Genomic DNA, 14,113 nt, shown 5'->3' with positions numbered 1-14,113 from the left:
AGTGTGGGGTTTCCCATGTGAGAGTAAGTCATCGCCAGCTCATTATTCAAACACCCTCAACATCAGTTGGGGGTGTTTTTTTATGCCTGAATTAATGGGAAAAACTAAAAATTTAGCGTAAGTATCAATTAATTAACAAAAATATCTAATCGATAAATAAGGTTATTCTGTAGCAAGACTTTTTAATAAAAAATCCACTTTTTCTTCTAAAAATTTTAAACTGATATGTATGATAAATAGAAGCTATATGTTATAAATATTGAATAGGCATGATTTTTGCTTGTTTTATGGAAATTGAAATATATGAAATTATCTGTTGGGTTGAAAGTTGCGAATTCTCTATCGTTAACACCTCAATTGCAGCAGGCGATTCGTTTGTTACAACTCTCTAGTTTAGAGCTTGAACAAGAAATTCAGATTCAACTAGATAGTAATCCGTTACTTGAAAAAATAGAAGAAGAGTCATTAACAGAAAGTCTGTCTACATTAGAAAGCAAAGACTCAGATGACTTAACAACTGAATTAAATGCAAACCATTTACCTGATGATTTACCAGTCGATACAGAGTGGGATGATATTTATACTCATCAATCGACTGCTTTGGCTACTCCAGAATTTGAAGAGCGAGAGGATAATCGCCAAGTTCAATTATCTTTAAAAGAACATATTTTAGAACAAGTTAATCTTCTGCACTTTTCTAAAATAGATCAATTAATTGCTTACTGCATTGTTGATGCATTAGATGATAAAGGATTCTTGGATGCTGAATTAGAGGAAATCATTTTAGCATCACAGCAATTATTGAATGAAATGGATATAGAGGAAGAGATAGAGGAAGATGAAGTTTTAGTTGTTTTAAAACATATTCAAAGACTTGATCCATTAGGCATTGGTTCGCGTAATTTAGCAGAATGTTTAACGATACAACTCGAATTTTTATCGAAAGAAGTTGAATATTTAAATGAGGCAAAAAGCCTATTGCAATATTATGAGCTTTTAATAGCAAATGATCTAAATAAATTACTCAAGCAGACAGGTCTAACGAAAGATCAATTGAAGTTTGCAATCAATCTTTTAAAAACATTAAAACCCTATCCCGGTATGGACTTTGATAAAGAAGAATCAGACTATCAAATTCCAGATGTGGTGGTTTCTAAAAAAGATTTACACTGGCAGGTTCAACTAAATCCAGATGTGCTGCCTAAATTAAGAATTAATAGTTTTTACTCCAGTATGATTCGTAGAGCAGATCAGAGTGAAGATAATTTATATTTACGTAATCAGATGCTTGAGGCGAAAAACTTTATCAAAAGCATTGATGAAAGACATAAAACGCTATTAAAAGTATCATCCTGTATTGTAGAGCATCAGAAAGCTTTTTTGGAGATTGGTGCAGAGGCAATGAAACCGCTGGTTCTTCGAGATGTCGCTGAAGAAGTAGAATTACATGAATCTACAGTTTCTCGTGTAACAACAAATAAGTATATGCTTACTCCACGTGGCCTTTTTGAGTTGAAATATTTTTTCTCTAGCCATGTAGGCACAACTGCTGGAGGGGAGGCTTCTTCTACTGCAATTCGTGCAATGATTAAAAAACTTGTAGCAAATGAAAATCCACGTAAACCCTTGTCAGATAATGTGATTGCTACATTATTAAAAGATGAGGGGATTGAAGTGGCAAGAAGAACGGTCGCAAAATATCGAGAATCGTTACATATTCCTTCATCGTCTGAAAGAAAAGTCTTGATCTGAATTTTGAAGTATGGCTATTCTAGAGGTTCATTATGACGAAATAATGAAATTTCAATTTCACCAAGAGGAGTAGCTAAAATGGTTTAGTTGTCCTAAGATTTCTTTTTGATAGCATTAAATCGTTTTAGTTCTTCTTTAGATAACCTAAAAAAGGTGAGGGATAGAATTATGCAAATAACGATTCGTGGTCATCATTTAGCAATTACACCAGCTATAGAAGAAAATATTAAATCAAAATTTAATCAATTAACGAAACACCTAGATCAGGTGAACAGTATGCAGATTAAATTAACAAAAGATCATCAAATTGATAAGCGCTCTCATAAGGGCAGTTCAAATCATGTTGCAGAGGCTATTGTAAGATTGCCGGGGATTGAGTTGTTTGCTCAGGCAACTGCTGATGATATGTATACTTCAATTAAAAAATTGACTGAAAAATTAAAAAGACAATTATTAAGATATCGAAAAATGCAATGTACTTATTCGCAAGTTACTGTTTCTATTTAATAAGTTTTTTGAAGTTAAGAGAGGCTTGAAAGATAGCCTCTTTTTTATTGATAAAATATAAACACGTACTGAATTCTTGGAAAAAGTTATAGTAAAATACTCCGTTTTACCCCTTAGGTTGTGTCAGAGGTCTTTGCAATGAATAGTGAACAGCTCACTCAAATTTTAAAAGAAGCTTTCCCTGTAGCGGAAGTGGTGGTGAGCGGACAGGCCGGAAAATTTGACCTCCGTATAGTGGATGATCAATTTGAAGGTAAGCGTACAGTGGCTCGTCAACAGTTAGTTTATGCACCATTAAATACTTATATTGCAAGTGGGGAAGTTCACGCGGTAACAATTCGTGCAATGACCAAAGATGAATGGCGTAAAGCAAGCCTTTTCGGAGCTTAAATATTAATGGATAAATTTTTAATTACGGGTGGTGTTAAGCTCGAAGGTGAAGTGCGCATTTCTGGTGCTAAAAATGCGGCTTTACCCTTACTTGCTGCAACTATTCTTGCAGATTCTCCAATTACAATAACCAATGTTCCAAATCTTAAAGATGTTAATACTTTGGTAAAGCTAATTGGTGGATTAGGGGTAACGATTGGCTATGAAAATGACACAGTAAAAGCAGATACCTCTACTTTAGATAATCAGTTTGCACCTTATGAACTAGTAAAAACAATGCGTGCCTCAATTTTGGTTTTAGGACCATTATTAGCGCGTTATGGTAATGCTAAAGTTTCTTTACCAGGCGGTTGTGCGATTGGTTCAAGACCTGTGGATCAGCATTTAAAAGCTTTAGAAGCTTTGGGTGCACATATTGAAGTTGAAAATGGTTATGTCCACGCTTCAGTTGATGGTCGCTTAAAAGGTGGTGAAGTTGTTTTTGATATGGTGACAGTTGGCGGTACCGAAAACATCTTAATGGCAGCAGCATTAGCAGATGGTGTTACGACTATTCGTAATGCAGCACGTGAACCTGAGATTACTGACCTTGCTCAAATGTTAATTAAAATGGGTGCCAAGATTGAAGGTCTTGATACCGATACTCTTGTCGTAACTGGCGTAGAAAGTTTGCATGGCTGTGAATATGCTGTTGTTGCTGATCGTATTGAAACAGGTTCTTATTTAGCTGCTGCTGCAATTACGGGTGGGCGTATAAAAACAACTCATACGGATCCGGCATTGCTTGAGTCTGTTCTAGATAAGTTTGAAGAAATGGGTGCTGAAGTCACTCGTGGTGATGACTGGATTGAACTTGATATGATGGGTAAACGTCCTAAAGCTGTAAGTTTTAGAACTTTGCCACATCCAGAATTCCCAACTGATATGCAAGCACAACTGATGGCTGTAAATGTTATTGGCCGTGGATTTGCGACAATCTCTGAAACGATCTTTGAAAATCGTTTTATGCATGTTCCTGAATTGTCACGAATGGGCGCTAATATTCAGGTGGAAGGTCACGATGCTGTTGTAACCGGAGTTGAAACCTTACAGGCGGCACCTGTTATGGCAACAGATTTACGTGCTTCATTCTCTTTAGTTCTGGCTGCTTTAGTTGCAGAGGGTGATACCTTAATTGATCGTATCTACCATATTGACCGTGGTTATGAACATGTCGAAGAGAAGCTTCAAGGTTTAGGTGCCAAAATTAAGCGAGTAAGTTAATGAATGATGTAAGAAACGATGATCCTAATTTTGATGTGATGGGTAATTTTGATCATGGTTTGACCTTGGCATTAAGTAAAGGGCGTATTTTAAAAGAGACGTTACCTTTATTGGCTACAGCGGGTATTAATTTGCTCGAAGATCCGGAAAAGTCTCGTAAGCTCATTTTCCCTACTACGCATAAGCAAGTACGTATTTTGATTTTACGTGCGTCTGATGTACCGACCTATGTAGAAAATGGTGCAGCAGATATAGGTGTAGCAGGTAAAGATGTATTGATGGAGCATGGCGCTCAGCATGTATATGAGTTGCTTGACCTGAAAATTGCTAAATGTAAGTTAATGACTGCTGGTAAAGTAGGCATGGAGCATCCAAAGGGTCGTTTAAAAATTGCCACGAAATATGTCAATCTTACACGTCAGTATTATGCAAGCTTAGGTGAGCAGGTTGATGTTATTAAGCTCTATGGTTCTATGGAGCTGGCACCTTTGGTTGGTTTAGGTGATTACATTGTGGATGTGGTTGATACTGGCAATACTTTAAGAGCGAATGGTCTTGAGCCATTAGAAGAGATTTGCAAAGTCTCTTCTCGATTAATTGTAAATAAAGCCAGTTTTAAGCGTAAACAAACTTTGTTAAATCCAATCATTTCACAGCTTGAACAAGCTGTTCAATCGCGTTAAAAGCAATTTCCCATCATGCTTTTGCGATAGTTAAGCTAGATGATGCCCACAAGCGCATAGAAAAAGGGTAAACTTACTTTTTCTTTTTCGCCTTGTGGGTAAATTGATGCGACGTTTATCGACTCAAGATCAGAACTTCAAACAGGTTTTTGCTGAGCTTTTAGCATTCGAAACCGTGAATGATCTTAATTTAGTGCAAACAGTAGATCAAATTATTGCTGATGTTCGTCAGCATGGTGATGATCATGTTTTAAAGCTTACTCAACAGTTCGATCGACATCCTGCGCATCAATTTTCAGATTTAGAATTATCTCAAGAACAACTTAAAACCGCTTTTGATAATTTAAGCCCAGAAATTCGTGATGCTCTAGAGTTAGCAGCAAAGCGTATTCGTACTTTTCATGAAGCTCAGAAACAAGATAGCTGGACCTATATAGATGACTTGGGCAATACATTAGGGCAAAAAGTTACGCCTCTAGACCGTGTCGGTATTTATGTGCCAGGTGGTTTAGCCTCTTATCCATCTTCAGTTCTAATGAATGCTGTACCTGCTCATGTTGCGGGTGTACCTGAAATTATTATGGTTGTTCCAGCACCGAATGGTGAGTTAAATCCATTGGTTCTTGCCGCAGCTTATCTTGCGGGAGTTAGCCGAGTATTTACCATTGGTGGGGCGCAAGCTGTAGCAGCTTTGGCTTATGGTACTCAGACAATTCCACCTGTAGATAAAATTACTGGTCCAGGGAATCGTTTTGTAGCCGCTGCTAAACGTGCTGTATTTGGTCAAGTCGGCATCGATATGATTGCTGGACCTTCTGAAATTTTAGTATATGCAGAAGGTGAGAATAATGCAGATTGGTTGGCTATGGATGTTTTATCACAAGCTGAACATGACACTGTGGCTCAAGCTATTTTTATAACTCCAGATGAAGCTTTGCTCAATGCAGTCGAGTTGGCAATTGAAAAGCATTTAAATGAATTGCCAAAGGCAGATATTGCACGAACTTCAATTGAAAACCGTGGTGCTTTGGTATTAGTTAAAGACCGTGCAGAAGCAATTGAGTTGATTAATCAGGTTGCACCAGAGCATTTGGAGCTGTGCTTAGATGATGCCGAAGCGATGAGCGAAGATATTCGTCATGCTGGAGCAATTTTCATGGGGCGTTATACACCTGAAGCAATCGGTGACTATTGTGCGGGCCCAAATCATGTATTGCCGACATCTGGAACTGCTCGTTTTTCTTCTCCATTAGGCGTTTATGATTTCCAAAAACGTTCGAGCTTGATTATGTGTTCGAAAGATGGGGTTAAAACCTTAGCTAAAACAGCCGACATATTAGCTGTTCAAGAGAATTTAGATGCCCATGCACGCTCAGCACGCTATCGTTATCAATAAGCTTATAAACCTTGTAGTTTTTTAATTATTACTCAGGGCTGATTTTCAGCCCTTTTTTGAGATAAGACCATGACTTTATCTACAGCACAAATGCGCTTTTGGAGTCCAGAAGTTCGTGAATTAGAGCCTTATGTTCCTGGTGAACAGCCTAAAATTCAGAATTTATTGAAACTTAATACGAATGAAAATCCATATCCGCCATCACCAAAAGTAGTTGAAGCAGTTCAAGCTGTTTTAACTCAGCAAGCTGATGCATTGCGTTTATATCCAGACCCAGATGCTACAGCTTTAAAGCAAGCAATTGCTAAACAACAGAATATTGAGATTTCTCAAGTTTTTGTTGGGAATGGCTCAGATGAAGTACTTGCTCATATTTTTAAAGCATTTTTCCTTCAAGACGAACCTATTCTTTATCCGGATATTACTTATAGTTTTTATCCAGTTTATAGTCAGTTCTTTGGAACAAAAACTAAAGAAATTCCACTTAATGAGAATTTCGAGATAGAAGCTAAGGACTATATACAACCAAATGGCGGGATTGTTATTACAAACCCTAATGCACCAACCAGTATTGCAATGGGTTTGCCTGATATCGAGCAAATCTTAAAAGCAAATCCAGATCGGGTAGTGGTGATCGATGAGGCTTATGTTGATTTTGGGGCAGAATCCGCAGTTGGTCTTGTAAATCGCTATGAGAATTTGGTTGTTTGTCAAACAACTTCGAAGTCTCGTTCATTAGCTGGTTTGCGCGTTGGTTTTGCAATCGCTCAGCCACATTTAATTGCAGCGCTTGAAGCTGTCAAAAATAGTTTTAACTCATATCCTATTGACCGTTTTGCAATTGCAGCCGCGGTAGCTTCTTTTGAAGATCAGGCTTATTTTGAAGAACAACTTCAGAGAGTTATTTCCAGTCGTGAAAAGCTAGTAGATGACTTAACTGCTTTGGGCTTTAAAGTTTTACCTTCTAAAGCGAACTTTATTTTTGCTTCACACTCAGTCCATGATGCGGGTCAACTCGCACAGCAATTACGTGAACAAGGTGTTATTGTGCGTTATTTCAATAAGCCTCGTATTAATCAATTTTTGCGTATTACAGTGGGTACTGATGAGCAAAATATGCGTTTAGTGCAAACGTTAAAACAAGATATTCTTTAAGTTTTAATCTGCTGTGCTGTTCATCAAGTTCAGCATAGCAGAGATTTTATCAAGGCTTTCTTGGTATTCTGCTTCTGCATTTGAGGCAATCGTAATACCACCGCCGGCCCATAAAGAGAGCTGATTCTGATATTGTTGAAAGCTGCGGATAAGAATATTCCAACGACCCGTTCCATCAAAATTGAAGTAACCTAATGTCCCGCAATATGCACCTCTTGCTTCTTCTTCTAATTCTTCAATAATTTGCATTGCCCGAATTTTTGGGGCCCCTGTAATTGATCCCCCCGGTAAAGCAGAGAGCAACATTTGCATAGGGTTGATATCATCTTTAAGAGTCGCAACAATCTCACTGACCATATGATGGACTTGATTAAAGCTTTCGATCTCGAATAATTGTGTTGTTTTTACAGAGCCTGTATTGGCATAAATGCTCAAATCATTACGTAATAAATCAACAATCATGACATTCTCTGCCTGATCTTTTTGCGAGTTTTTTAAAGTTTGTTTAGAAATAAAATCTTTTTCAATATTCTCATATCGAGGCATAGTTCCCTTAATCGGTCTGGTCTTAATTTGTTTATTTTGATTGAATTCAATGAAAAGCTCAGGGGAACAACTTAATAACTCAAATTGATCTAATCTTAAATAACCTGCATATGGTGCATTAGTAAGATTCCATAAATCTTCTGCTTTATTTAATAATGACCCTGTGAAAGAGGTTTTAAATTCTTGGGTTAAATTAATTTGATAACAATCACCCGCTTTAATATATTCTTGTATTTTATAAAAGGCCTTAAAATATTGTTCTTTAGACCATCTGGGTTGAATAGCATTCTTTAATTTAAATGTATTTTTAGAATTATTGACAATAGGAGTCTCTAATTCTTTTTCAATATATGTGACGAGATCAAGAGCGTTTTCTTCATCGCTAAAAAAATACCAGTCATTATCTATATATTTTAAAAAAGAACGATATTGGCCTAAGAATAAAGATGGTTGTATATGATTCTGACCGTTAATAAATTGATGTGCTGCAAAATCATAACTAATAAAACCAATATAGCCACCGTTAAAACTTATTATCAATTTATTATCTTTACTTTCTTTTAAATTATTTTCTTTAAGTTGAATAAAATCTAATAGCTGATTCGATTTTGATATATTTTTATATTCATTAAAATTTTGACGCTGAAAAACTAAATTATTTTTATTTTGAATAAGAATGTATTGTTGAGGAAGAAAGCCAATAATAGGATTGTTATTGTCATTTAAATAAATGAGCCCAGTTAATCCTTGTAAATTTTTTAAAATCTCGGCAGCATTTTTACCATGTAATGAGATTTTTTTCTTTAACTGAGACATTTTTGAATAAGAGAATGTTTAATGAGGGAGATATTAGTTTACTACAACTTGTGGATCGTCAGGGAGAAGACTTATAGGGGAGGTGTTTTTTGCTGATAAAATAGTCGAATTTTAGTATGGGATTGGGGGATATTTGGAAGTTAAAAGTGGAATAAATTGAGCGTACCGTTTGTCGGGTAGTTGGCAAAAAATGCACAACACTAGTTGAACAAAAAGTAACGTAGATGTAATTTAGTAATTGCTAAGCAAAACTACTCAAGGATTGGAAGTTTCGGTTGCTATATAAAGAAAAATGCAACTTGAGACAATGAGAGTGGTTAAAGTCAAAAAATAAATGCTCTTGGGAGAGTGCTCAATGAAAATGTTCACTAAACTTGCTTTAGTTTCTTCTTTAGCTATCAGCGCAAATGCAATGGCAATGCAGTCAATGGACGATGCTGCGCTTAGTGCTGCTACAGGTCAAGATGGTATTAACATCGGTATCGCTTTAGGTTCTGGCGGTGTTTCTATCGATAAATTATATCTACACGATAATGATGGTTTGGCATCATCAACAGGTATTACTGGTGCATCAGGTACTGGTGGTGCAATCGCAATCAGCGGTGTTACTCTTACTCAAACAGGTACAGGTAACCTTTTAGATTTAGCAATTGATACGAATGGTGCTTCGGGCTCAAATGGTGCTTTTTTAAACGTTGCTGCAACAGTAGGTGCCGTTGATATTCATGTTGGTTCAATTGGTGTTGGTACTTCGGGTACTTTAAACCAGACAACTGCTGTACGTGGTATTACAGAAACAGCTCCAACTGAAATTATCTCTGGTTTAGATTTATCTTTAGGTCAGATTTCAGCGAATGTTCAGTTAGGGGCTACTCCACAAGGTGCGATGATCAAAGTAAATTCAAGTTTACAAGGTGGTTTAACACTATCTAACTTTGGTATTAATGATGCTGCTGGCGGCGGTAAAATTGTCCTAGATAAAGTAATGGTACGTGGTGCTGGTAATACTACTGGTGATTTAGACGTGAATGCGAATATTTCAGTTGTACCAACTGGCTTAAAAATCCAAAATAATAGTACTCAAGGCATGAATGTGTATGCGCAAGGGATTCACCTTGGTGCGGCTGCTAATGCTTCAATTGGTGATTTAGAAATTCAAGGTTTAAATGTAGGTACTTCTACAATTACAATTTCTGGTCACTAATTTAAAAAGTTTAAAATTAAAAAAGCGCGTTTAATACGCGCTTTTTTTATTGAATGAAAATTTAAAATGATTTCATATATCTGTTTAATATAAGATTATTATATAAATAATAAATATATTAAAAATGCTGATATTTAAAAATGAGAGTTAATTAACACTTTAATTAAAGTAGAACTATACATTCATCAAAAAGATTAAAAAAAAGCTGTTTTTTACAAAAAAAAAAGGTATCTTCAACACACAGGGATGTAGAGCTATTGCTCTAAGAATAAAATGAATAAGGCCAGTTAGGCCACCATTAGACCAAGTGCTTATGTTAGAGATTGTTTTAGGCTCAGCATTGATGTATTACTTTGCGACAGAAGCCTTCGAAATAGAAAAAAAGCCGCCGGGAACTGTTTATTACACAGAGACTGCCGATTCACGTAATTTATCATTTCATCGAAATCACATTGAACCAGTCAAGATCAAACCTGCTGTAGAAGATCAATTTCGTGGAATTGTTCGCCAAGCCTATGACTATAGTTGTGGCTCGGCTGCTCTTACAACGTTATTAAATGGGTATGTCGGAACCAGTTTGACTGAACAGCAGACCATGAGTGGTCTGCTACAGTATGGCGAATATCAACGCATTATTGAACGCCGAAGTTTTTCATTACTCGATATGAAACGCTTTGTCACAGCAATTGGTTTAGAGAGCGGTGGTTATCGTGGTGAGTTCTCCGATTTAGTTAAGCTTGGACAACCTGCAATTGTTCCAATTTCTTATGCTGGTTTTAAACATTTTGTCGTATATAAAGCTTATAAAGATGGGCGAGTCTATGTGGCTGATCCTGCATTAGGCAATATCAGCTTTGATGAAAATCGTTTTAAAGAAATTTGGGATAATAATACTTTATTTGTTATTTCAGTCCCTGAATCTCAGCGTAAAGATCTATTGGCTTTAAAAGATGCAGATATGCGTCATGTAGAGGATGCAACAGTCAACAGATATGCTTTTGTTGATGTGCAATATCCGACATTTAATTATGATCGTTTAGCAAATAAAGCCTCAACCATGAGACGCGTGTTAGATAACGATAATCACTCTGCGACCTATGGACTACCAATAGAAACCTATATGCGTCTTTATTACAAACGTAAATAGTCAAATTTTAATTTAGTAAAATAAATAAATTGGGTGGGAAAAACATGAATAATCGATGGATCAAGATGAGTGTATTGGCCTTAAGTATGAGTGCCATTACAGGGACAATCTATGCAGAGGATCAAGTACAAGTAGACGGATCGAGCCAAGATGTAAATGCAGCTATCACAGAAAGTTCTTCTGTAGATACAACAAACTCGAATACAGCTATAGCAGGAAGCACAGTACAGCCGTCTGATACACCTGTAACTGATAATAGTACGGTACCCGCCAATGATGGTGGCGCGCATCAAGCGGCAACTGCATTACAGAAAAAAGAAGGTGATGCAAGCCAAGAGACGAATTTACAAGAAGTATTTACTTCAAATGAGCGGCAATATTCGTTAATTAAAAAAGGGGGCATCTCATCTTATTATGACCTCGATTACACTTATTATCGTGATACACGAATTGATTTAGCATTATCAGATAATTCATCTCAACTTAACCGTTTACGTGTCGAAGAAGATGCTAACCATACTTTGACAAATAGTTTTACGGTCCAGTATGGGGTCTTGGACAACTTAACTTTATCCGCAACTCTTCCTTTTGTTGCAAAGTCTGAAATTATTCGTGATACCACTACTGCTGGATTGGGGGATATTTCTCTTGGCGCTCGTTGGGAACCCTTTCCATTAAAACAAGGTCGGTTACCCTTGGTGCTTTTTGGTAGTTTATCGTCTAAGACAGGTGATAGCCCATATGAAATTGGTTTAGATGAGCTTTCAACAGGTAAAGGTTACTACTCAGCTGGTGTAGGCGCGAGTACTCGTAAATATATTGATCCCGTTGTTTTATTTGCTTCAGCCTCTGCCAATTATGGTTTTAAAGAAACAGGTTTGAATCAGGCGCGTGGTACACGTACATTAACCTCATTTGACCCTGGAATTAGTGGTGGTTTTTCTTTCGGTTTTGCTTATTCATTTAACTACGATGTATCTCTAACGATGTCGTATCAGCAAAGCTTTAATATGAATGCTGAATTCCAGTTTGATAATGGTGACTCATATACGTCTCCAGATCAAAGTAGTGCGATGCTCTCTTTTGCTCTTGGTGTCCGTGTTTCACCTGAAACAATTGTTAATGGTACGGTAGGTATTGGTTTAACCGAAGATGCGCCAGATATTTCACTTGGCTTGTCATTCCCGCTAGATATTTTAGGTTTTAACAAAAAACAAAAATAAGGAGATAGGCAGGTGAAATATCCTAAATTATGTCCTTTAACGGTGGCAATTGTTATCTCCGGTTTTTCTAGCTTTGCCAATGCTCAATTAGGACAAAACCTAGCTGTTGATATTCGTTCACTATCGATGGGGAATGCTGTAACGGCAGATCCTCCAGGGATTAGTGCAGTTCATTTTAACCCAGCAGCACTAGCGAAAATTGATGGGTTACAAACAGATGTACAAGGTATTCTTGCAAACTTTGATATCCAGCGTGAGTTCTCAGCTCCTCCAGGGTACAACATTTTTGGTTATTCAGACGATCCTCTAGTTTGTAATGATGGACCTGAAGTTTCTGCCAATATTTGTACAGATTTTAAAGATTCTGTACATGGGGATGTCGAGTATGCAAGTTTATATGTGCCAATTCTTAAAAAAATGGTTGATTTGGGAGCCGGCTACCCACTCGTTGCTCCTACAGCAGGTATAGCTTATAAACCACCAGGTTCAAAAGTAACCTATGCAACGGCAATGTATGCGCCTTTGGTAGCGGGTTTTGGAGCAGAAAATGGCAATCCTGGTAATTATATGGGACAACAGGTTGCAGTAGAGCGTATTACATATCTATCCCCATCTTTTGGTTATCAAGTAAATGATCATTTATCAATTGGTGCTTCGATTGGTATGTCGTATAACGCGATTGCTTTAAATACCGATTTACGTTTTCCTAATGAAATGATTGGTGTATTGCGTATGGTTGATGATGTGGTATGCGCACCATTCAAAGACAATAACGATATGATTACTGATCTGCTGTTATTGGGAATTTGTAATACGAAAGAAGGAATGAATCCATTTAATAAAATGGGCTCATTACAAGTTTCATTAGAACAATCATTAAGCCCTAGTTATAACTTGGGATTGCTTTGGGAGCCGACTGATGATTTTGGCTTTGGTATGGTATATCAAAGTGCTGCCAAGATGCGTCTTAAAGGCAAATATATGATTAATAATGCCAAAGCTCCTCAAGAGTTGGTTCAGGGATTAAACTCATCGGCAACTGGGCAAATTTTAGCTGCAATTCTTGGACTACCTGGATATGTTCCTGATACTGAGTCAGGTTTAGTCGCGATGGATTTAGAGTATCCTGCACATTTTCAGGCGGGTATTAAATATAAAATATTTCCAGATTTACAATTAAACTTTGATGTTGGATGGACGGATTATTCTGCTTGGGATAAGTTTAAATTTGAATTTGATAGACAGATTACATTATTAAAGATTGCTAAACTTTTATCGAATGATGTGACTGATAACTCTTTAGCATTGCCATTAAAGTTTACTTCACCGTGGAGTTGGGGTATTGGTTTAGAGTATTCAGCAACTGATCGTTTGAAACTACGAGCAGGTTATGAACCGAGAGCTAGTGCTATTCCTAATGATAAACGTAATACCATGGTTCCGATCAATAATGCGCAATTATTCGGTTTGGGAATAGGCTATCGTTTTGATACTGATACAGACTTAGATCTTTCTGTCGGTTTCTTACGTAGTCGTGACAATATTCCAGCTTGTAGTAGTACTTTATCGAATAAGTGTGGTGTCGATAATATTTTATTAAACCCTTATTCAGGTTTAGATGTAAAAACGAATACAAAAGTCACAGTACTTGGTTTGAGTTATAGAACAAAATGGTAAAACAGTATAAAAGGATGTTTAGCCCTAATTTCGCTATCTTAACCTTATGTGTTGCGATAGCGAATGTTTCTGTTTCATATGCAGACGGATTCTATACGATTATAGGTCCCGATGGCCGTCCTATGATTGTGCCTAGTAAAAGAGTTGATCAGAAAAAACAAGCCACCTCTAAAATAGAAGAAACACAATACCAGACTCCAACAACTAATAAGATAGTTGTTCCCGCCCAAAAAGTGTTTAAACAGGAAGAGCACAATACAGATTCGTCGAAAAGAGGAGAACAACAACCACAAAAGAAATTAAATTCTGCACCGACTGCACCGACTGCACCGACTGCACCGACTGCACCGACTG

At 36.9% G+C, this 14,113-nt stretch carries 12 protein-coding genes and 1 pseudogene; 12 read left to right on the top strand and 1 reads right to left on the bottom strand.

The features are described 5' to 3' along the window. Positions 1-303 precede the first annotated feature (303 nt). The 7 genes from BMW38_RS19160 (at position 304) to hisC (ending at position 7,146) form a co-directional block, all read left to right on the top strand. Entirely contained in the window at positions 304-1,752 is a 1,449-nt protein-coding gene (locus BMW38_RS19160) for an RNA polymerase factor sigma-54 (RefSeq protein WP_092711081.1), read from the top strand. A gap of 168 nt (positions 1,753-1,920) precedes the next feature. Beyond that, positions 1,921-2,259 (top strand): ribosome hibernation-promoting factor, HPF/YfiA family, encoded by a 339-nt coding sequence (gene raiA / locus BMW38_RS19155; RefSeq protein ID WP_049838342.1) that lies wholly within the window; start codon positions 1,921-1,923, stop codon positions 2,257-2,259. Between the two features lie 138 nt (positions 2,260-2,397). Beyond that, positions 2,398-2,649 (top strand): BolA family iron metabolism protein IbaG, encoded by a 252-nt coding sequence (ibaG, locus tag BMW38_RS19150; RefSeq protein WP_004641297.1) that lies wholly within the window; start codon positions 2,398-2,400, stop codon positions 2,647-2,649. 6 nt (positions 2,650-2,655) lie between these two features. Beyond that, positions 2,656-3,912 carry a UDP-N-acetylglucosamine 1-carboxyvinyltransferase gene (murA, locus tag BMW38_RS19145; RefSeq protein ID WP_092711078.1) on the top strand — a complete coding sequence of 419 codons (1,257 nt, stop codon included), beginning with the start codon at positions 2,656-2,658 and terminating at the stop codon, positions 3,910-3,912. Further along, a complete protein-coding gene (gene hisG / locus BMW38_RS19140) occupies positions 3,912-4,595 on the top strand; it encodes an ATP phosphoribosyltransferase (protein WP_005043031.1) in 684 nt (227 codons plus the stop codon). Before murA ends, hisG begins: the two co-directional genes overlap by 1 nt. Positions 4,596-4,701: 106 nt before the next feature. Next, complete coding sequence (gene hisD, locus BMW38_RS19135) at positions 4,702-5,991, top strand: histidinol dehydrogenase (RefSeq protein WP_005043028.1); 1,290 nt, start codon at positions 4,702-4,704, stop codon at positions 5,989-5,991. A 69-nt stretch (positions 5,992-6,060) separates the two neighbouring features. Beyond that, positions 6,061-7,146, top strand: coding sequence for a histidinol-phosphate transaminase (gene hisC, locus BMW38_RS19130; RefSeq protein ID WP_092711076.1), 1,086 nt, complete (start codon positions 6,061-6,063; stop codon positions 7,144-7,146). Between the two features lie 3 nt (positions 7,147-7,149). Here the strand turns inward: hisC and BMW38_RS19125 are convergent, their stop codons facing one another. Next, the gene (locus tag BMW38_RS19125) at positions 7,150-8,508 is read right to left on the bottom strand and encodes an anthranilate synthase component I family protein (RefSeq protein WP_092711073.1); all 1,359 of its coding nucleotides are present in this window, start codon (positions 8,506-8,508) and stop codon (positions 7,150-7,152) included. A 355-nt stretch (positions 8,509-8,863) separates the two neighbouring features. Here BMW38_RS19125 and BMW38_RS19120 point away from each other — a divergent pair, with 355 nt between their 5' ends. The 5 genes and pseudogenes from BMW38_RS19120 to BMW38_RS19100 all read left to right on the top strand — a co-directional run. Next, a complete protein-coding gene (locus tag BMW38_RS19120; protein WP_045437502.1) occupies positions 8,864-9,712 on the top strand; it encodes a putative pilus system protein FilA in 849 nt (282 codons plus the stop codon). 313 nt (positions 9,713-10,025) lie between these two features. Continuing rightward, a complete protein-coding gene (locus BMW38_RS19115; RefSeq protein WP_045437505.1) occupies positions 10,026-10,859 on the top strand; it encodes a putative pilus system C39 family peptidase FilB in 834 nt (277 codons plus the stop codon). Between the two features lie 44 nt (positions 10,860-10,903). Then, complete coding sequence (locus BMW38_RS19110; protein WP_213031203.1) at positions 10,904-12,082, top strand: putative pilus system protein FilC; 1,179 nt, start codon at positions 10,904-10,906, stop codon at positions 12,080-12,082. A gap of 12 nt (positions 12,083-12,094) precedes the next feature. After that, positions 12,095-13,759: a putative pilus system OmpP1/FadL family transporter FilD gene (locus BMW38_RS19105; RefSeq protein WP_092711066.1), complete on the top strand. Its 1,665-nt coding sequence runs from the start codon at positions 12,095-12,097 to the stop codon at positions 13,757-13,759. After that, a pseudogene (locus BMW38_RS19100) lies at positions 13,753-14,113 on the top strand (protein FilE); the annotation flags it as partial. The gene BMW38_RS19105 and the pseudogene BMW38_RS19100, both read left to right, overlap by 7 nt.

Source organism: Acinetobacter sp. yr461, from assembly GCF_900110445.1.
In the GTDB taxonomy this organism is placed as follows: domain Bacteria; phylum Pseudomonadota; class Gammaproteobacteria; order Pseudomonadales; family Moraxellaceae; genus Acinetobacter; species Acinetobacter calcoaceticus.
This window is presented reverse-complemented; position numbering and strand designations above follow the sequence as displayed.